Annotated in this window: 18 protein-coding genes; 5 read left to right on the forward strand and 13 right to left on the reverse strand. The window is 61.1% G+C overall.

From position 1 onward, the window contains the following. Window positions 1–20: 20 nt before the first annotated feature. The 11 genes from RVM26_RS11785 to RVM26_RS11835 all read right to left on the reverse strand — a co-directional run bounded on the left by RVM26_RS11785 (window position 21) and on the right by RVM26_RS11835 (window position 11,535). Window positions 21–320 (reverse strand): CcdB family protein, encoded by a 300-nt coding sequence (locus RVM26_RS11785; protein ID WP_287807104.1) that lies wholly within the window; start codon window positions 318–320, stop codon window positions 21–23. After that, window positions 320–565, reverse strand: coding sequence for a type II toxin-antitoxin system CcdA family antitoxin (locus RVM26_RS11790; protein ID WP_287807102.1), 246 nt, complete (start codon window positions 563–565; stop codon window positions 320–322). Before RVM26_RS11790 ends, RVM26_RS11785 begins: the two co-directional genes overlap by 1 nt. Window positions 566–746: 181 nt before the next feature. Next, window positions 747–1,049, reverse strand: a complete 303-nt coding sequence (locus RVM26_RS11795; RefSeq protein ID WP_230715935.1) for a type II toxin-antitoxin system RelE/ParE family toxin — start codon at window positions 1,047–1,049, stop codon at window positions 747–749. Beyond that, window positions 1,037–1,294 (reverse strand): type II toxin-antitoxin system Phd/YefM family antitoxin, encoded by a 258-nt coding sequence (locus RVM26_RS11800; protein WP_022990189.1) that lies wholly within the window; start codon window positions 1,292–1,294, stop codon window positions 1,037–1,039. Before RVM26_RS11800 ends, RVM26_RS11795 begins: the two co-directional genes overlap by 13 nt. Before the next feature lie 88 nt (window positions 1,295–1,382). Further along, window positions 1,383–2,420: an IS630 family transposase gene (locus tag RVM26_RS11805; RefSeq protein ID WP_498938783.1), complete on the reverse strand. Its 1,038-nt coding sequence runs from the start codon at window positions 2,418–2,420 to the stop codon at window positions 1,383–1,385. A gap of 349 nt (window positions 2,421–2,769) precedes the next feature. After that, on the reverse strand, window positions 2,770–3,921 hold the full coding sequence (locus tag RVM26_RS11810) for an IS91 family transposase (protein ID WP_498938785.1): 1,152 nt from the start codon (window positions 3,919–3,921) through the stop codon (window positions 2,770–2,772). Next, window positions 3,914–4,771 (reverse strand): tyrosine-type recombinase/integrase, encoded by an 858-nt coding sequence (locus RVM26_RS11815; RefSeq protein ID WP_213262753.1) that lies wholly within the window; start codon window positions 4,769–4,771, stop codon window positions 3,914–3,916. Before RVM26_RS11815 ends, RVM26_RS11810 begins: the two co-directional genes overlap by 8 nt. 341 nt (window positions 4,772–5,112) lie before the next feature. Beyond that, window positions 5,113–5,979 (reverse strand): DUF7281 domain-containing protein, encoded by an 867-nt coding sequence (locus RVM26_RS11820; RefSeq protein WP_498938787.1) that lies wholly within the window; start codon window positions 5,977–5,979, stop codon window positions 5,113–5,115. Further along, window positions 5,976–7,253, reverse strand: a complete 1,278-nt coding sequence (locus RVM26_RS11825; protein ID WP_498938789.1) for a hypothetical protein — start codon at window positions 7,251–7,253, stop codon at window positions 5,976–5,978. The genes RVM26_RS11820 and RVM26_RS11825 overlap by 4 nt, the downstream gene beginning before the upstream one ends. Next, a complete protein-coding gene (locus RVM26_RS11830; protein ID WP_498938790.1) occupies window positions 7,250–7,879 on the reverse strand; it encodes a condensin complex protein MksE in 630 nt (209 codons plus the stop codon). Before RVM26_RS11830 ends, RVM26_RS11825 begins: the two co-directional genes overlap by 4 nt. Further along, window positions 7,876–11,535, reverse strand: a complete 3,660-nt coding sequence (locus tag RVM26_RS11835) for an ATP-binding protein (protein ID WP_498938792.1) — start codon at window positions 11,533–11,535, stop codon at window positions 7,876–7,878. Before RVM26_RS11835 ends, RVM26_RS11830 begins: the two co-directional genes overlap by 4 nt. A gap of 135 nt (window positions 11,536–11,670) precedes the next feature. On the opposite strand from RVM26_RS11835, the gene RVM26_RS11840 reads away from it, so the two are divergent. After that, complete coding sequence (locus tag RVM26_RS11840; protein WP_498938794.1) at window positions 11,671–12,045, forward strand: type II toxin-antitoxin system RelE/ParE family toxin; 375 nt, start codon at window positions 11,671–11,673, stop codon at window positions 12,043–12,045. Then, the gene (locus RVM26_RS11845; RefSeq protein ID WP_039180230.1) at window positions 12,038–12,343 is read left to right on the forward strand and encodes a helix-turn-helix domain-containing protein; all 306 of its coding nucleotides are present in this window, start codon (window positions 12,038–12,040) and stop codon (window positions 12,341–12,343) included. The genes RVM26_RS11840 and RVM26_RS11845 overlap by 8 nt, the downstream gene beginning before the upstream one ends. Here the strand turns inward: RVM26_RS11845 and RVM26_RS11850 are convergent. Together RVM26_RS11850 and RVM26_RS11855 are read right to left on the reverse strand one after the other, a co-directional pair. Further along, window positions 12,340–13,380, reverse strand: a complete 1,041-nt coding sequence (locus RVM26_RS11850) for a histone deacetylase family protein (RefSeq protein ID WP_498938796.1) — start codon at window positions 13,378–13,380, stop codon at window positions 12,340–12,342. The genes RVM26_RS11845 and RVM26_RS11850 overlap by 4 nt on opposite strands. Then, window positions 13,358–14,086: a GntR family transcriptional regulator gene (locus RVM26_RS11855; RefSeq protein ID WP_498938798.1), complete on the reverse strand. Its 729-nt coding sequence runs from the start codon at window positions 14,084–14,086 to the stop codon at window positions 13,358–13,360. Before RVM26_RS11855 ends, RVM26_RS11850 begins: the two co-directional genes overlap by 23 nt. 216 nt (window positions 14,087–14,302) lie before the next feature. Here RVM26_RS11855 and RVM26_RS11860 point away from each other — a divergent pair, with 216 nt between their 5' ends. The 3 genes from RVM26_RS11860 (at window position 14,303) to RVM26_RS11870 (ending at window position 17,731) form a co-directional block, all read left to right on the forward strand. Continuing rightward, the gene (locus tag RVM26_RS11860; RefSeq protein ID WP_039180236.1) at window positions 14,303–15,862 is read left to right on the forward strand and encodes an ABC transporter substrate-binding protein; all 1,560 of its coding nucleotides are present in this window, start codon (window positions 14,303–14,305) and stop codon (window positions 15,860–15,862) included. A 61-nt stretch (window positions 15,863–15,923) separates the two neighbouring features. Beyond that, complete coding sequence (locus tag RVM26_RS11865; protein WP_081136550.1) at window positions 15,924–16,901, forward strand: ABC transporter permease; 978 nt, start codon at window positions 15,924–15,926, stop codon at window positions 16,899–16,901. Then, on the forward strand, window positions 16,898–17,731 hold the full coding sequence (locus RVM26_RS11870; RefSeq protein ID WP_016914894.1) for an ABC transporter permease: 834 nt from the start codon (window positions 16,898–16,900) through the stop codon (window positions 17,729–17,731). The genes RVM26_RS11865 and RVM26_RS11870 overlap by 4 nt, the downstream gene beginning before the upstream one ends. Window positions 17,732–17,735 lie beyond the last annotated feature (4 nt).

The raw sequence follows: 17,735 nt of genomic DNA on the forward strand, positions 1-17,735 counted from the left end.
AAAATTAAGAATTTCTTGCATCAAAAGCCCAAAAACAGCATGTCCAACGCTGCAGAGATTTCGTCCTGCTGCTCAGCAAGGTTACCAACACAAGAACGCAATTCGCCCTTGGGTACAGCCGCCATGTATTGAGTGGCTATGACGAAACCCTGACCTTCAATACTAAAGACAGGATTCAGCCGCTGGGCTGGGGGCGGCGCAGAAGATTGGGGCAACAGAGGCACGACAACCCGGGTGTTCAAGCCGCCGAGAAGGTCTGATTGAACGTCCAGTAGATAGCCGCCCCCACCCTCATTGTCGAAGATATCGAAGCGGGCCATCAGAATTGACGGTGCCGCGCGAGAGGCAAACCGTTAGCTTCAACGTATGCGTTCGAGCTTGCCAGAGCTTTGGCATTCTCTTTTAGCCACTTCTCCTGTTTATGCCGTTTCACAGCCTCCGCGATCCCCGCCTCTGCGGACCGCGAGACATTGATACCCAGAGCTTTTGCCTCTTTCAGAAGCGCACTATCTAGCGATAGGTTCGTTGGCTTTCGGAGAGGTTTCGTCACTTCAGGAGCAGGCATGGCTCAGTCCTCGCGGGGAATGATGCACCTACAATATGCGCATGCTACTTGCACATCAATCCTGCGCGACGGTAAGACTTTTCGCGCTATAGACCCCATGATTCGGCGGCATAACGCCGAAGCGCACCGGTGACTTTGACGTAGCGAAGCGGAGACAAAGGCATCCGAGTGACGCGCCTGATTAGCTGTTCCCAAGCATGTACGCCCGAAGCTGCCGCTCCTCTCGCATGACATAGAGAACGAGAACCCGCTGCCCATCCTCACGATAAAAAATGCGACATGGTGGAACCACTACCTCCCTGTATACCGAATTAGGGAGCTCTGGAGGAATCCGTCCGGATTGGGGAAAATCTTCCAAGCGCTCGGTCTTATCGAAAACTTCTTTAACCAGATGACTTGCGGCAGCAGGATTATCCAGAGCGATGTACTCAGCGATGGCATCCAGTTCTTGAAGGGCAGGCTCCGTCCAGATTACTTCAGCCATTTACTCATTTTCTCCCTAGCCTCACTTTGGCTGTACGTTCTTCCCTCAAGTACAGCACGCTCTCCCCGTGAGAGCCCCTCAAGCAGCTCAAGCCGGCGCTGCATAAACTCGTAATCCTGCACATCGACAAGGTATGCGGATGGCTGGCCATGCTCCGTGATCAGTACCGGTTCTTTAGACAGGTGCAGATCGGCCAGAATTTTTGTGGCTTGGCGCTTGAGGTTCGTAACAAGCTCGACTTTCATGGGCTCACCCTGAATCAGACTGTTAGTGGCACTATAGTATCACTTTTCGGGTGGGACAATCACAGCTATTAACCCGGCAATAAAATAGCTATGATGCGGCGTATCGAATTGACGGGGCTTTGAAGTATTTCGCGACTCGCCTCGGGAGCTTCTGAAGCTTCCGAAGGTGAGACATCGCCTTCCTCTTCAGCTGGTCTCTGCTGCGCGCCGGAGTACCGCTATGCACGCCGGCTTTGAGGTCGCAGTTCAGATACTCATCGGGGTTCAATTCCGGCGAGTAGGGTGGAAGGTAGAACACTTCAATCTCATCCCGATGCTCCGCCAGCCAGGCCTTGACGATCTTGGCGTGATGGACCTTGAGGTTGTCCAGGATCAGGAAGACCTTCCGCTTGGCTTCACGAATCAAGCGCTTCATGAAGTCGATCAGAATTTGCGCATTCATGGTGCCGTCGAAAAACCGGAACCGTACCTTGCCCTGGTTAGTGACGGCGGAAATGAGATTGATCGTCGCTCTTCTCGCATTGAGCCGGAGGACGGGGGTGACGCCTTGAGGTGAGTAGCCACGCACATGCTGGCTATCGCTACGCAACCCGGTCTCATCGCCCCAGTAAATCTCGGCATCTTCGGCCTTGGCTCGGGCATGAATGGTTGGGTAGTCCTCCTCCAGCCAGCGCTTTACTTCGGCTGGACGCTGCTCATAGGCCTGCTTCTTGGGCTTCTGAACAGTGAACCCCCAGCGTTTCAGATATTCGCCAATGGTGCGAATTGGCACCCACTTCCCGGTTTCCAGCTTGATCAACTCCTGTACGGCCTTGCGTGTCCACAGGGCATACTGAAGCTTCAACTGGTCAGGTGTCTTGTCGACCAACATGGCCTGGAGTCGACTTTCTTCATCAGGGGTGAGCTGGCGGCCAGAGCCCTCTCTTCGCCCACGAACCTGGGCGAGCAAGGCCTTTAGACCGCCTTCACGGTATTTCGTAAGCCACCGGCCGACGGTGAGAGGGTGAACGCCAACCTCCTTGGCGATCTCTTTGTTCTTCATCCCACGCTTGGAAAGGCGAACCGCAAGTTTTCGCTTTTCTTCCTGAGCGGCGGGATGGAGTGTGCGAGCATCTTCTCTGTTCATGCCGGCATTATAGCATATCTATTTGGATGCCGGGTTAATAACAGTGAAGCATTTATTCGCCGTGCGGAGCATGGCGAATAAATGCCTGTTGGACTAAGGCGCGTCCATCAGGCGGCTATTTAATAGGGAATTGTATTGACTGACAGGTGGCCTGAGGTGCCAAACGGCGCATTGGCAGGTCGGGGGGCACGCGCTCTGATCGTCCGTTTCGTCATTATGTCGACACTTCCAAATCCAATTTAACCCAATGTAGCGCGTCTGATGGCTAAAATCCATCATCGGGACGAGCTTATCCATGACTCGCTAGCGAGCCGGTTAGCCAGGTCTGTTGTTGTCGTAGGGCGTTACATCATGCTCGATAGTGTTGCTCCTTGTCGTTAGGCGGCTGATCATGGAGGGGGCGCTGGGGTGTGAGCGTCCCGATCATCCGTAAGGTGGGCTGCTTGCAGTGTGGACAGGTGTAGGTCGGCTCCGCATCGCTGGCGGCTGTATCGACATGGGGGGCCTGGTCAACCATCGCTAGCGCTCGACGGATCTGTACCAGACGTTGCCGTCGGCAGCGATTGGCCAGAAAGCCGTAATGCCGCACTCGCATCAGTCCCCTAGGCAGGACGTGGAGCAGGAAGCGACGCACGAACTCCTCGCCATCCAGAATGAGTTGCTTGTGTCGGTCGTGGTCGCGGTAATCCTTGTAACGTAGGGTCACTTGCTGGTCGTCTACGGCGAGGATACGTGCGTTGCTGATGGCGATCTGGCGCGTGTAGCGCGCCAGGTAGCGTACTACCGCCTGGGTGTGTTCAAGGCAGTCCTTGCTGTCAACCACCCAGTCAGTGGCCATCAGTGTGTTCAATTGAGCATCGACATCGCCGGGCCGGGTAACCCGGTGGAGATCGCCAGCATGGGCGGCCTTGCGCAGAGCGCTCACCATGTGCCCACGGAAGTGGCGTGACAGGGCCCGCACGGGGAACAAGTAGTTGCTTCGCGCTTCATGCCACTTGCCATCGTCACTCAAGGCACCGCCTGGAACCAGACAATGCAGATGCACATGCTGGCTCAGGTTCTGGCCCCAGGTGTGAAGCACCGCGATCATGCCCATTTCGCCGTTGAGGCGTTTTGGGTCTCGTGCAAACGTGCACAGCGTTTGCCAGGCACTCTGGAACAGCAATCGGTGAATCACCTCGGGATGAAGCTGAACCCAGCCATTAAGACTGTGCGGTAGCGTGAATACGACGTGGTAATAGCGCACCGGCAGCATATTGGCCTGCTGACGCTCAGCCCATTGCGCCATGGCGCGGCCCTGACACTGTGGACAGTGACGATCACGACAGCCAAAGTAGCGTGGCTGTACATGAGCGCAGTCAGAGCACTGTAAGACCATCCCACCCATCGCCTTCGTTCGGCAGGCCAGCAGATGGGTACACACCCGTTGGCGCTGGCGATCAAGACCGCTTGGGTCGAGAAAGCGGGTCAATGCCTGTTGCAAGGTAGCGGCCTTAGTCATGGCTCACCTCCAGGGCGGCCACCAGGTCAATATGACACTGATCTCCCCCTTGCTGGTTCGGTAGCCAGTGCAGGTAGCGCATCGTCGACTGGAGGTTACGGTGGCCCAGTAGTCGCTGGAGCTGATGGACGGGCAGGCCTTGCTCCAGAACATGGGTGGCATAGGCATGGCGCAGACTATGGATGCCACCCACCCGCTCGACCCCGGCCAGACGCTTGGCCTGGGTAAAGGCCTTCTGTGGCGCACTGGCGTGCAGGGCTTGATCGGGAAACAGAGCGCTCGGGAACAGCCATGTGACTGGCCGATAGGCGCGCCAGTAATCGCGCAAGCGATCAAGCAGGGTCACGGGTAGTAACACCATACGATCCTTGCCGCCCTTGCCCTGCGTCACACGGAGTTGGTAACGCTGGCTGTCGATGTCACTAACTCGCAGGTGGCAGACCTCGGTCACACGCAATCCGCAGCCATAGCACAGTTCGAGCATCATGCGATGCTTGGCGTTTTGGCAGGCGGCCAGGATCCGCCGAACCTCGTCGCGGGTCAGCAGTTCTGGAATCCGCTGCGGTTTTTTGGGGACGGTGAGCGGCACATCAAACGACGGCCACTGCAATACGTGCAAATACAGGAACCGCACGCCGTGCAGATAGACACGGCAACTGGCGGCAGACAAACCGCGCTCCTGAACCAGGTGATTGAAGAAGTGTTGCAGGTCGTCGGTACTCAACGTGTCTGGCGAACGGTGGAAATAACGTGCCAGATCAGTGACCACCATCAGGTAGGTATTGTGGGTACGTTGCGCAAAGCCACGCTGACGCATGGCCGCGATCATCTTCTGTCGCAGGGCAGTCATCGTCGTCACTCCTGTTGATTGACCCACGTGGGTCAATCAATAGTGTGGCCCGATGAGGCGAAAAACGTGATTCGTCAACAGCTACCGCGAAGCGGTTTAGTTCAACAGTGATTATACGGAACGCTGTATAACCCCAATAAACGCGCGCGCTCATTCATTGAGGTTATGTAGCCTGCTCCATTGACTCTATCCCAGTGATTCGCCTGAAAGCAAAGGAAAAATAGGCAGCACAGTCCAAGTCCAAAGTTGCATGCTGGCGCGTTTTGCTTTCCCCCTGCGTACCGCAAGAAAAGCACTGCACGGCTGATTCTCCCAGCCAAGCCCAGGCAAGAGGCAATCCACTAACCAACCCCCACCGCCACCAAATCCCCCTCAAACCACTGCTGTTTGAGGCCGCGCTGTTTTTCCAGCAGTGTGAGGTAGGGCCTTAGCGGGTGTTGGGGCGGTAGGCTGACGTGGAGTTGGCGCAGCCGCCGTTGGTAGGGGAGCTGCCCGGCGGGCTGGTGCAGGGGGGTGGCGTGTTGGGTGAGCCATGCCATGTCGGGGAGCAGCAGGTGCGTGGCGCCGCTGTCCAGCGCGAGGGCAACGCCCTTGGCGTCGAAGTCGCCTGCGTAGAGGTGCGGCCGGCGGGTTTTGCGCCATACCTCGGCCAGGTGGGCGAAGCCGCCGCCGTAGTGGCTGTCGCCTCGGTAGGCGATGAGCGGCTGGGCGTAGCCGCTGAGGGCGCTGATGTTCGGGTTGAAAGCGTAGAAGCTGTCGAGGTTTTCCACCTGCACCAGCGCGCCGAAGGCTCCTAGCGTGAGGTGGCGAACGTCCACGTCGCGACTGCAGCGCGGCTCGCTTGCAAGTCCCGGAGTGGGCTGGGGCGGCAGGCTGAGCAGTATGCGCCAGGCGCGGGGGCTTTCGCGGGTAGCTTTGTCTTCCTCCATGCCCTCCTTCGCTTGGGCGCTGCTGGTTAGGCCGCTGAGCGAGCAACCTAACGGTGCTAGGCGGGCGCTATCTAACACGTCGTTGATCTGCGCCAGCAAGGCGGTGTCAAAGCGCAGCGCTTTACTGTTGATTCGTGTGGCCAGGTCAATATCGTGCTGGCGGCACCAGGCCACTACGTCGTCTACCCACTGGCGGCGGGGCTTCTCCACCGTGGGCTGGCGGTTGAGTTCCCGGGCCACACCGTTGAGCCCTGCCCGTGCGCGGCTGGGCAGGTTCATACCGCCACCGCCAGGGCCACATCGTGAATCAGGCGCAGGTCGTTATAGGCGCTGGCCTTGCTCTCTTCCTGGTGAAGGCGGAAGGCCTGCTGTTCGCTGCGCGGCAGCCCTTGGTACTCGGCGATCACCTGAAACAGCCAGATTTCACCTGCCCACTCTAGGCCGCTCTCTTGCAGGTAGGCCAGGGCGCTGACGGGCTCGGCGGGCGGCTGGTCGAGCACTGCGAGATAGAAGCGTTCCACGTCCTGCTTGAGCGCCTGCTGGCGGGCGGCGGCAAGGCTCTCCTCGGCGGGTTGAACGGGGTTGGCGACGGCGACGTTTTGTGCGGCGTGGCGTGGGGCGGGCAGGTCATGCAGCAGCTCAGCCAGTACCCGGGTGTCCAGGGGACGGTCAAGCGCCGGGGCGGCGGCGGGGTTGAGCGGTGCGGCGCGATTGAACAGCGCGGGCACCTCGCTGCGCTGGGCGTAGTTGCCGGGCACAAAGCCCGGGTGTTCGCGCAGGAAGGCGGCCATGCCGGTCATCAGACGGCTGCGGGCCTGCTGCTTGCGGAAGCGGGCCATGAGTTCGATCAGCCGCCGCTGCACTTCCCGCAGGCTGGTGTAGTGGTGGCTCAGGCGGTTCTGAAGCTGGCTGATGAGCAGCTTGCGCAGGCTGCCGTCGCTGCCCACCAGTTCGATCAGCTCGTCGAAGTCGATCAGCGCGAGGCCGTCGAGCAAGCGCACGATCTGCTTCTGGGCGCGGTCGTTCTCGCGGATCTTGTCGTTGAGCTGGCTGACGAAACCGAAATCGCTGTTGAGCCGCTGCCACAGGCTATCGATGGCATCGGCGAAACGGCCGTTGAGGCCATCCACCTCCTGGCGCAGGCGCAGTAGCTGCTGCTCCTGGCGCCAGTGTTCGCCCTTGCTGCGGGCTTCCCGGTAGCTATCTACCTGAGTGCGAATCAGCTCCAGGGTTTCCGCTACGTCAGCATTAACGTGGCGGCGGGTTTCGTCGGCGAGCATTTCGGCGATCAGGTCGCGCACCTTGGGCGAGAGTTTGACGCCGCTCTGCTCGTCGGGCTGCCATAGCACCCGGGCGGCCAGCAGCTTGCGCAACGCGCCGTCGCTCAGGCCTTCCAGCGGTACGTCGTCGCGGGTGTAGGCCTGCATCAGCCGTTCGGCGTGCTTGCCCAGCAGCGCCAGGCGTTCCGCGCCGGTCTTCAGCAGGCGGCTCTCCAGCTCGCTCACGCCACTGCCCGCCCCATTGCCTAAAGCACTGTTCTCACGCCGACTCACAGCAGGGCCTCCTGCGTGCCCGTGTCCTCGTCGGCATCGATGGGCAGGTTCTCTTCGTCGCGGATGAAGCGCACCACGTCCACCAGGTAGTCCATCTTGCCTGTCACCACGAACACCTGGCGTTCGCTGTGGGGCTGCATCAGATAGCCGTGCTCTTTCAGCCGTTTGAAGATCTGCTTCACCTGGGCATCCAGCTGGTCGCTCTGGGAGCCAAAGAAGTTGTCCGTGGCTAGCCGTTCCAAACGCTCGCGCAGGCTCTGGTTGTCTTCGCACTTGGCGCTGAACTCGGCGGGCTTGAGCACATCACCAGGGGCGGCCAGGGCGTCGCGGCCCAGCGCTTCCTGCACCAGTTGCAGCCACTCCAGCATGGGCAGCAGGCTGTTGACGGTGTCGGCGAGCTGGCGGGAGAGCTGCTCCCGCGCCGTGTCGTTGAGCTGCCGCCAGGCGAGATAGTAGACGCTGGCATCCTCGTTGCTGGCCAGCCGCCGGTTGAGCGGGCGCAGGTAGGCGTCGATGGCCTCGCGGGTCTCTTCGCTGGCCAGGTGCCGGTAGGCGTTGTCGTCGCTGACGGCGCAGACGAAGTCACCTGCCAGCAGGCGTTCGAGCAGGGGGCCGTGTTCGATCATGCGCTAACCTCCTGTTGGCGCTGCTTGATTTTCTGCGCCAGCGCGCTGAGACGCGGCTCGATACGCTTGAGCTGGCGCTGTTGCTGGGCGTCCCGTTCGATGAGGTAGCGGTTGGCGAACAGCAGCAGCACGTCGGATTCCGGGTTGGGGAAGGCCCCGACGATATGGATGCGGTTGCTGTCGCAGGCATCGAACAGTTTTTCGACGTTGTGGTAGGCCAGGGTGCCGATCTCATCGATGGGCCAGTGGATGGCGATTTGCGCATCGCCCCGCAGCAGGCGGGTAAACGCCAGCAGGAACTTGCACAGAATCAGATACGCCATGCCGTGGCTGGAGGACTCCAGCAGCTGGCGGTCGTTCTTGATCACCAGATCGGTGCCGCCTTCGTTGAGGTGCAGCTCCAGGCGCAGCAGGCTTTCGAAGCTGTACTGCTGGTCGCTGCGCAACAGGTCGACCACGTCGGCCAGGGCGTTGAGGTAGTCGTCGCTGGGCAGCGTCTGGCCGGACTCCCGCCACGCCTTGTAGCGCTGGGCGAACAGCTTGAGCGGCTCCCAGAAGCCCAGCTCGTCGATGGTGGATTGAATGCGTACTTCCGCCTTGGTGATGCCTTCCAGGCGCAGGTCGTCGGCCACCTCTTCCGATAGGCGACGGCTCTGGGCGCTGATGCGCCGGTTCAGGTCGCGGAAGACGATGAAGAACTTGTCCAGGTCGTCGCTGAGGTTGCGGCCTTCCTGAATCAGCTGCTGCTGTTGGTCTTCCAGCAGTTTGAGCATACCGCGTAAAAGCGGCAGCAGTAGCCGTGGGCTGTCGCTGGGCAGCTTGTCGCGCTCGCTTTGCAGGGCATCGGCAAAGCCGCTGCTGGCATCCTTGATCAGTTGGCTTTCGACGTCCAGGCAGCCTCGGCGCAGTTGCTCTAGCTGCTGGTGGCGGCTGGCCAGGGCCTGGTGGGTGCGCTCGATGCGCTCGTCCACGTCACCCACGCTAGCTTCCAGCGGCGCACCTTCGGCCACCAGCTCCAGGCTTTCCAGCTGGTTGAGCAGCGGCGTGAGGGTGTCCAGGGTGCCTCGGGCGCTGTCGCGCTGGGCCTTCAGGCCGCTCACTGCCTGCTGGTGGGCCTCTCTGGCGGCGTGGAAGGCGTTTTTCAGATGCGCTTTGTCGCGCTTGAGCTGTTGGTCGCGCTGGGCCAGCTCGGCCTCTTCCGCCACCAGCTGGGGTTTGTGCTGGCCCCACTCGATGCGCATGAAGCGCTGGTACTCGGCCAGCTCTTCCTGACGGGCGGCGGTTTTGCGAATGCGCTCGTTCTGGGCTTCCAGGCGGGTTTTGGTGGCCTTGAGCTGGGCGGGGTCGACGCCTTGGTCGGCCAGCTCCTGGCTGAAAGCGGCTTCCAGCTCGGCGCGCTGGCGCTGGTGTTCGGCGTTGGCATCGCTGAGCTGCTGTTTGTAGGTGCGTAGCTGGGCATCGAGGCTATCGAGCTGGCTCTGGGCGTCGGCCTTGAGTTCCAGCAGATGGCTTTGGTGGGTTTCGGCCAGCTCGGCCAGGGAGTCGCGCTTCTCGTCGCGCAGCTCGGTTTGGGCCTGCTCCTGGCGGGCCAGGGCGGCTTCGATGTGGGCACGGCGGGCTTTCTGGCTTTCCGCGTGGCGGGCCTGCTGCTGGCGGCGCGCTTCCAGGGCGTACTCCACCTCCTGCTCGGCGCGCTGGTGAGCCAGGCGGGCGGTGTCCTGGGCGTCATCGGCCTGCTGTACCCTCTCGTTGTGCTGCTTGAGAGCCTTTTCAGCGGCGGTGCAGGCGGTGTGGGCACGGGCCTTGGCGCTCTCGGCTTCCTCGATGGCGGCCAGCAGGCTGGCTTCGTCCTGGGCGTAATCGGGCAGCGCAATGGCGGAAAGGTCCAGCGTCAGGCCGAACAGGTCGTCGCTGGCGTTGTCGGCCAGTTGGGGGGCGAGGTCGCGGCGCTCCAGCAGTTCCGGTGCGATCACCTTGCCAAGCTGCTGTTCCCAGCCGGGGCGGTGGTAGCGCAGGAAGTGGCGCAGGCTGCCCTGTTCGGGGGTTTGCTGCTGGTAAAGGGTGTAGCAGTGCTGCTCGGCGCGCTCCCGCTGCTGGCGGCACTGCACGAGATGCTGCTCAGCGATGTCGCGCTCGCGCTTGTGGGCGTCCAGCTCGCGGCGCAGCGCTTCCAGGGTGGCCCCGGCCGCGCTGCGGGACTGCTGGGCGTCGTCCAGCCGCGCCTGAGCCAGCTCGGCTTCTTGGGCTTCTTCGCGGGTTTGGCTGGGCATGGCCAGCTGGGCCTTCAGCTCGGCCAACTGCTCGACGCCTAGCTCTAGCTGGGCCTGATACTCGCTCTCCAGCCGCTGGCGGGCCTGCTGGTAGCGCTCGTTATGCTGCTGTTCGGTTTGCCACTGCTGCTCGCGGCGCTCGGCTTTCTCCTCCACCAGCGCGTCGATCAGTTCCTGGTTCTCTTGAGTCTGGCGGGCGAGGTTTTCCGAGAGTTCGCGCAGTCGGCCATCCAGGCGCGCCTGGCTTTCCTTGACTGCGTCCTGCATCACTTGCAGGTGTTGCTGCAGCTGGTCGCGCTGTTCGCGCCACTGGGGCAGCGCGTTGATGTCCCGCTCCAGGCCGGGCATGTCGGCCTCGGCGTACTGCTCGAAGCGGGCTTGCAGGTCGTTGAGGCGATGCTGGGTGTGCTGCAGCTGGCTTGCCACTTCGCTGTGCTGGTCGTTGAGCGCATCCCGCCGTTCGCCGTAGGCTTGCTCTTCGGCCTGAAACTCCCGCTGGTGGCGGTTGAGTTCACCTTCCAGGTCGGCGACCTGCCGCTGGGCCTGTTCGCGGTCGGCGGCCAGCTGGGGTTTGAGTTGCCACAGGGTAGTGTCGAGCTCGGCCAGTTCACGGTCGATACCGGAGAGTTTGGCCAACGCGGCCTGCAGCGGCTCCAGGCGCATGGATTGGCGCATCTGGTGAATCCACTCGCGGGCCTTGGCACTGCGAATGCGAGTAACCGGCAGCTCGACGCCGTCCTCTTCGAAAATCGCCGCCAGCATGGTCTTGAGGGTGTCCATCTTGCCCTCTTTGGCGTGCACCGCCGAGACCAGCTTTTCGATATGGCGAATGCGCCGCTCGGGGTTGACTAGGCTGAACTGGGCGGCGATCTGGCGCAGCTTCAGGCCATCGCGGCTGTTGCCGTGGAGCTGGGTAAAGTCGTTCTGGATCACCGAGCGGAACTCGGAAGTGGCGCCCAGCTTGGGCGACACCGGCGTACCGCTGCGGCGCAGCCCGCTGGCCCACTGGGTGTAGTCCAGCGCCAGCGGGCCCTGCTCGGTCTCGACCAGGTAGTCTTCCGGGCGGTAAGGCGCACCGACGAAGCGATACTCCACGCCGCCTTCCTGCTTGCGGGTCAGCACCGCCTGGCACACGTTACCCGCTTCGCGGCGGTATTCGTATACCAGGTAGCTGTTGCGATGGGGCAGATAGAACGCATCGAATTTCATGCGGGTTTTCGGCACCACCTTGTTGGGCAGCTCGCCGTAAAACACCGGCACCAGTCGCTGGAGCGTGGTTTTACCCGACGCGTTGGTGCCGCAAATATTAGTGTGGCCGTCCACACTGAGTTCGACCACGCCGTTCAGGTGGCCGTGAATCATCACGATGCGTAGCAGATGCGCCATGCCGTGTCCTTGATCGTTTAACGTCCGAAAACGCTATCTTGCCAGACACAGACCAAAGCAGCTACGCGGCTGCACAACACTGGCATGGTGTGTCACTTAGTGCTATACATATTAAAGTGATAAAAAAGGGATCCGATGCGAGTATTTAAAAACAAGGCGTTCAGTAAGTGGGCAGCCAAGGAAGGGCTGGATGATACTGCTTTGCTCGCCGCCGTTGAGGAAATGGAGCGCGGCCTGATTGATGCCGACTTGGGTGGCCATGTGGTGAAAAAGCGCGTGGCAATCGGTAGCCGAGGCAAGAGCAGTGGTGTCAGAACCCTACTGGCTTACAAGATCGGCAATAAAGCATTTTTCGTTTACGGTTTTGCCAAAAATGCTCGCGCTAACATCAGTGCCGAAGAGCTTAAAGCATTAAAACATTTAGCCAAAGAATTGCTGGGCTACAGTGACACAGCATTGACCGAAGCCATCAGGTATGGCGCATTGATCGAGGTTAAAAACGATGGATAAATCAATTCTGGATATGGTGCATGAAACGGCTCAAGACCTGCACACGGCGGGTGTGATGAAAGACACCACGCTACGTGAGTTCGATGCGCTCTGTCTGCCGCCTGTCAAAGAGTACACAGCCATACAGATCAAGCAGATCCGCACCAGGAATCACGCCAGCCAAGGCGTGTTCGCCGCCTACCTGAACACTAGCGTGTCTACCATCCAGAAGTGGGAACAAGGCCAGAAAAAACCCAATGGTCCTTCGCTCAAGCTGCTAAACCTGGTGGCCGAAAAGGGGTTGGAAATACTGGCTTAATCGTTCTCCCTTCCTTCTTTCGCTCCCAGCAATCCTTCAAAAAAGCTCACCGCGTTGGCTTCCAGCCCTTCCAGATAGTAGCCGCCTTCCTGTACCACCAGGGTGGGCACATCGAGGTTTGCGATGGTGCGTCCCAACTCGCCAAAGCCTGGTGTCGATACCGCTACTTTGGCCTGAGGGTCGCGCTCATGAATATCGAACCCCAGCGCCAGCACCAGCGCATCGGGCTCGAACAGGCGAATGGCCTGGCAGGCTTGGGCCAGGCGGTCGAAGAACACCGCTTCTGCCGAGCCGTGGGGCATGGGCAGGTTGAGGTTGTAGCCCAGCCCGGCCCCTTCCCCGCGCTCCTCTTCGAAGCCGGAGACCGCCGGATAGAAGTTGGTGGTATCGCCATGGATGGAGATATAGAGCACATCGTCGCGCTGGTAGAAGATCTCCTGTATGCCCTGACCGTGGTGCATATCCGGGTCGAGCACGACGATGCGCGGAAACCGCGCGGTGAGGTGCTGGGCAGCAATGGCGGCATTGTTGAGAAAGCAGAAACCACCGGCGGAGTCGATGCCCGCATGGTGGCCCGGCGGGCGTGACAGCGCATACGCGAAGCGCTCCCCAGCCAATAACGCCTCCGCCCCGGACACGGCACTTTGCGCCGACCAGTACGCCGAGTGCCAGGTGTGCTGGCCCACGGGCGCGCTGCCATCGGCCAGGTAACGTGCCGCTTCGGCCAGGATACCGCGCAGGGCGTTGGGCGAGCGCACGAAGATGTTGGAGATCACTTCGTCCCCCCAGTCTTCGTCCAGCGCATGCCAGCGCCGATAAGCACTTTCCAGAAAACGCAGATAGGCCAGCGAGTGCACGGCCCGCAACGGCGCGACGCCGTGGTCGATGGGAGCCTGCACATCAAACCCTAGCCGGTGCACGGCCGACAGCAGCGCCGTGGCGCGTTCGGGTACTTCCTGCGGGGCGCGCATCTTGCCCCGCGAGAAGTAGGTGCGCGGATGGTGCAGGCGCTGTTCAGCGTGAAAGAAGGTCTTCATTGGCCGGGTCTCCATTCTCGCTTTCGCTTTCGCTCTCGCCCACCCCCTTCACCACGAAGTCTCTGGCCACCCCGATATGAAAATCGATGGCCTCGCGGCAGGCTTCCGGGCGGCCCGTGGCCAGGGCGTCGAGCAACTTGAAATGGCTGGTGGCGATGGTTTCGGGGGCTTCATGGGTTTTGGTGATCAGCGCGATGCAGAGGCGTAATTCATGGGCCAGGTCATCGAAGGCCCGCAGCAGACGCTCGTTGCCTGCGTAGTGCAGCATCAGGCGGTGGAACGTCAGGTCTTCTTCGATGCGGCGCGTGCCGTCGTTGCCGGCGGCAGCCTCGCACAGCACGGCTACCTGCTGCTTCAAGGCCTGTTCGGCCTCGGGCGTGTAACGCTCGCACAGGCGCTGAATGGCGTGCCGCTCCATGCACAGCCGCAGGTCGAAGACATCCTCCAGTTCAACGGTATTCAACGCACGTACGAAGAAGCCCTTGCGCGGCTTCGAAATCAGCAAACCGCGGCTCTCCAGCAAGCGCGCTGCTTCACGGACTGGCGCACGGCTCACCCCCAGCGCACGGGAAAGCTGCACTTCAGAAAGCCGTTCGCCGGGTAAAAAGTGTTGCTGAATAATTGCTCGGGTCAGGTAGTCCGCCACCTGCTCGACCAGATTGTGCTGCTGGATAACCGCCTGCGGCGCCGTTGGCAAAGGGGCCATAAAGTCTACTCTTGGTCGCCATGACATGGCTTGAGTATGACAAAAAAACCACACTTGTCGACGGACGATTGACGACTGTCGACAGTTTTACCAGCCGATGCTATGGTCAAAAAGGGCCGCCAACAAACACCACAACCTGGCCCAGACACGTCACGCCTCGCTCGACTAACGACGACGTAAAGCTTTTACGTACCAATAAACCGAGGAGCAGGAAACATGAAAACACCTTTGGCTTTGGCACTCTCTGCCGTCACGCTTGCGCTGGGTTCCACATCCGTGCTGGCCGCAGACCCGCAATCTGGTGGAACGGTCAACACCATCATTCAACCCGAGCCGCCGGGGCTTGTGCTGGGCATGATTCAGAACGCCCCCACGCGCACCGTGGCGGGCAATATCTATGAAGGCCTGCTGCGCTACACCACCGACCTGGAGCCCATGCCCCAGTTGGCCGAGTCCTGGGAGGTCAGCGACGATGGCCGGGTCTATACGTTCCATTTGCGCGATAACGTCACCTGGCACGATGGAGAGCCCTTCACCGCCGACGACGTGGTGTTTTCTGCCGATGTTTTCCACCGTGAGTTGAACCCCAGCGCACGGGCCGTGTTACAGCATGTGGAAAGCATCGAGGCCAGCGACGACCACACGGTGGTGTTTACCCTGACCGAGCCCTTCGGCCCCTTCCTGATCTCGTTCGAGGCGGGCACCTTCACCATGGTGCCCAAGCACTTGTACGAAGGCACCGACTTCCGCAATAACGAGCACAATGACCACCCGATTGGCACGGGGCCGTTCAAGTTCGCCAACTGGGAACGTGGCACGGTCATCGAGCTGGTCAGAAACGATGACTACTACGAAGAGGGCCTGCCTTACCTGGATGGGGTCAACTGGCACGTGATTCCCGATGGCGGCTCTCGGGCTGTGGCCTTCGAGAATGGCACCATCGATGTCCTGCCCAGCGGCACCGTGGAAAACTTCGATATTCCGCGCCTTTCGGCCATGGATAACGTCTGCATGACCGAACAGGGCCATGAGTATTTCAGCCCCTTTGCCATGTTGTGGATGAACAACCGAGAAGGCCCCACCGCCGACAAGCGCTTCCGCCAGGCCGTGATGTACGCCATGGACCGCGAATTTGCCCGCGACGTGCTCTGGAATGGGCTGGGCAATGTACCGCTGTCGGCCTTTGGTTCGAATGCCAGCTTCCAGTATGACGGCCTGGAGCCCTACGACCACAACCCCGAGCGCGCTCGGGAGCTGCTGGCAGAAATGGAGTACGACGGCGAAGAGATCACCATTCTGCCGCTGCCTTACGGCGAGACCTGGACCCGCTGGGCAGAAGCCGTGCAGCAGAACCTGCGTGAAGTTGGCATCAACGTCCGCACCCAGGCCACCGACGTGGGCGGCTGGAACCAGCGCCTGGGTGACTGGGATTACGACCTGGCCTTTACCTATCTTTTCCAGTACGGCGACCCTGCGCTGGGCATTTCACGTACCTATCTGTCTGACAACATCGCCAAGGGCTCCCCCTGGAATAACGTTCAGGGTTATGAGAACGAGCGGGTAGATGAGCTGTTCAATGCCGCCGCTACGGCGTTTCCTGATGAGGAGCGCGAAGCCCTCTACCGTGAAGTGCAGGAAATTCTGCATGAGGATGTTCCGGTTGGCTGGCTGATGGAGCTTGGCTTCCCCACCCTTTACCGCTGTGATGTTCAGGACCTGGTGACCTCAGGGGTCGGCGTGAACGATGGCTTCAAGGATGCCTGGCTGGACCGCTAGGTAGGTGCCACCCGGGCCGCCATGGCGACCCGGGTGTTTCAGCTATGTCAGGAATATGCTCATGTTATATGCCCGCTTGATCGTCATGCGGCTGTTCAAAGCCGTGATCGTCCTGTTTTTGATCGTGATCTTCAACTTCTTCCTGATTCAGATGGCCCCCGGCGACCCGGCGGCCATTCTGGCCGGGGAAGCCGGTGCCGCCGACCAGGAGTTTCTCGACCAGCTGCGCGTGCGCTTCGGCCTCGACCAGCCTATCTACGTGCAGCTATGGCGCTACGTCTCTGGCATTGCCATGCTGGATTTTGGCTACTCCTACCGGCTGGGCACTCCCGTCTTCGACCTGATCATGGCGCGCTTGCCCGCCACGCTGCTGCTCACCGGCACCGCCTTTGTGCTCTCGCTGGTACTGGGCATCATTGCCGGTTCCATGGCGGCGGCCAGAGCCAAGAAACCGTCGGGCTCGCTGATCATGGCGCTGGCGCTGGTGTTTTACGCGACGCCGCTGTTCTGGGTGGCGCTGATGTCCGTGGTGGTGTTCTCGGTGTACCTGGGCTGGCTGCCTGCCTATGGGTTGTACACCGTGGGCGCTGGCCATACCGGGCTGGCCCTGGCGCTGGACGTGGCGAAACATCTGGTGCTGCCTGCCACGACCCTGGCGCTCTTTTTCATGGCGATTTACACCCGCATGACGCGCACCTCCATGCTGGATGCCGCTCAGCAGGACTATGTCAAAACGGCCCGGGCCAAGGGGCTTAAGCCGGGCGTCATCCAGCGCCGCCATGTGCTGCGCAACGCTCTGCTTCCCATCATCACGCTGGCGGGCCTGCAGGCCGGGCAAATGGTGGGCGGCGCGATCCTCACCGAAACCGTGTTCGCCTGGCCCGGCATCGGCAGGCTGATGTTCGAAGCGCTGCAACAGCGTGACTACAACCTCTTGCTGGGTATTTTCTTTTTCTCTGCGGCGCTGGTGATCGTGTTCAACATTCTCACCGATCTGGTGTATCGCCTGGCAGACCCACGCATCAAGGGGGCCTCATGAGCTTTTTTGCACGTTTCGCCCAGAACCGCGGGGCGCTGGTGGGGCTGGTCATCCTGCTGGTGATCATCGCCATGGCCCTTCTTGCCCCGCTGCTGTTTCCCGAATCGCCCTGGCGCATGGTGCAGCGCCCCTTCCTGCCGCCGTTCTCGCAGGAGGGGTTCCCCCTGGGCACCGACACCATGGGCCGCAACGTGGCGGCGGGCCTGATGCATGGCGCCTGGGTATCGCTGCTGATTGGCCTGGTGTCCACCAGCGTGGCGCTGCTGATTGGCGTGCCGCTGGGGGCCATTGCCGGGTATTACGGAGGCTGGATCGATGACGTGCTGATGCGCATCACCGAGTTTTTCCAGACCATCCCCAACTTTGCCCTGGCCATCGTGCTGGTGGCCATCATGCAGCCCAGCGTGACCTCCATCGTGCTGGCCATTGCCCTGGTGAGCTGGCCGCCCGTGGCCCGCCTGGTGCGGGCGGAGTTCATGTCGCTGCGCCACCGGGAGTACGTCGAGGCCGCTCGGCTGGTCGGCCAGTCCAATACCACCATCATCCTGCGCCAGATCCTGCCCAATACGCTCTCGCCCATCATCGTGCTGGCCTCGCTCATGGTGGCCACGGCGATTCTGCTGGAGTCGTCGCTCTCGTTTCTGGGGCTGGGCGACCCGAACGTCATGTCCTGGGGCTACATGATCGGTGCCGCGCGTACCGTGATTCGCCAGGCATGGTGGCTGAGCTTCTTCCCTGGCGTGGCCATTCTGCTGACCGTTCTGGCACTCAACCTGGTCGGTGAAGGGCTGGACGATGCGCTGAACCCCAAACTTTCCCGTGAGCGTTAGGAGC

Origin of the sequence: Halomonas sp. KM072, assembly GCF_050710315.1 — a bacterium.
Taxonomy (GTDB): Bacteria; Pseudomonadota; Gammaproteobacteria; order Pseudomonadales; family Halomonadaceae; genus Vreelandella; species Vreelandella hamiltonii.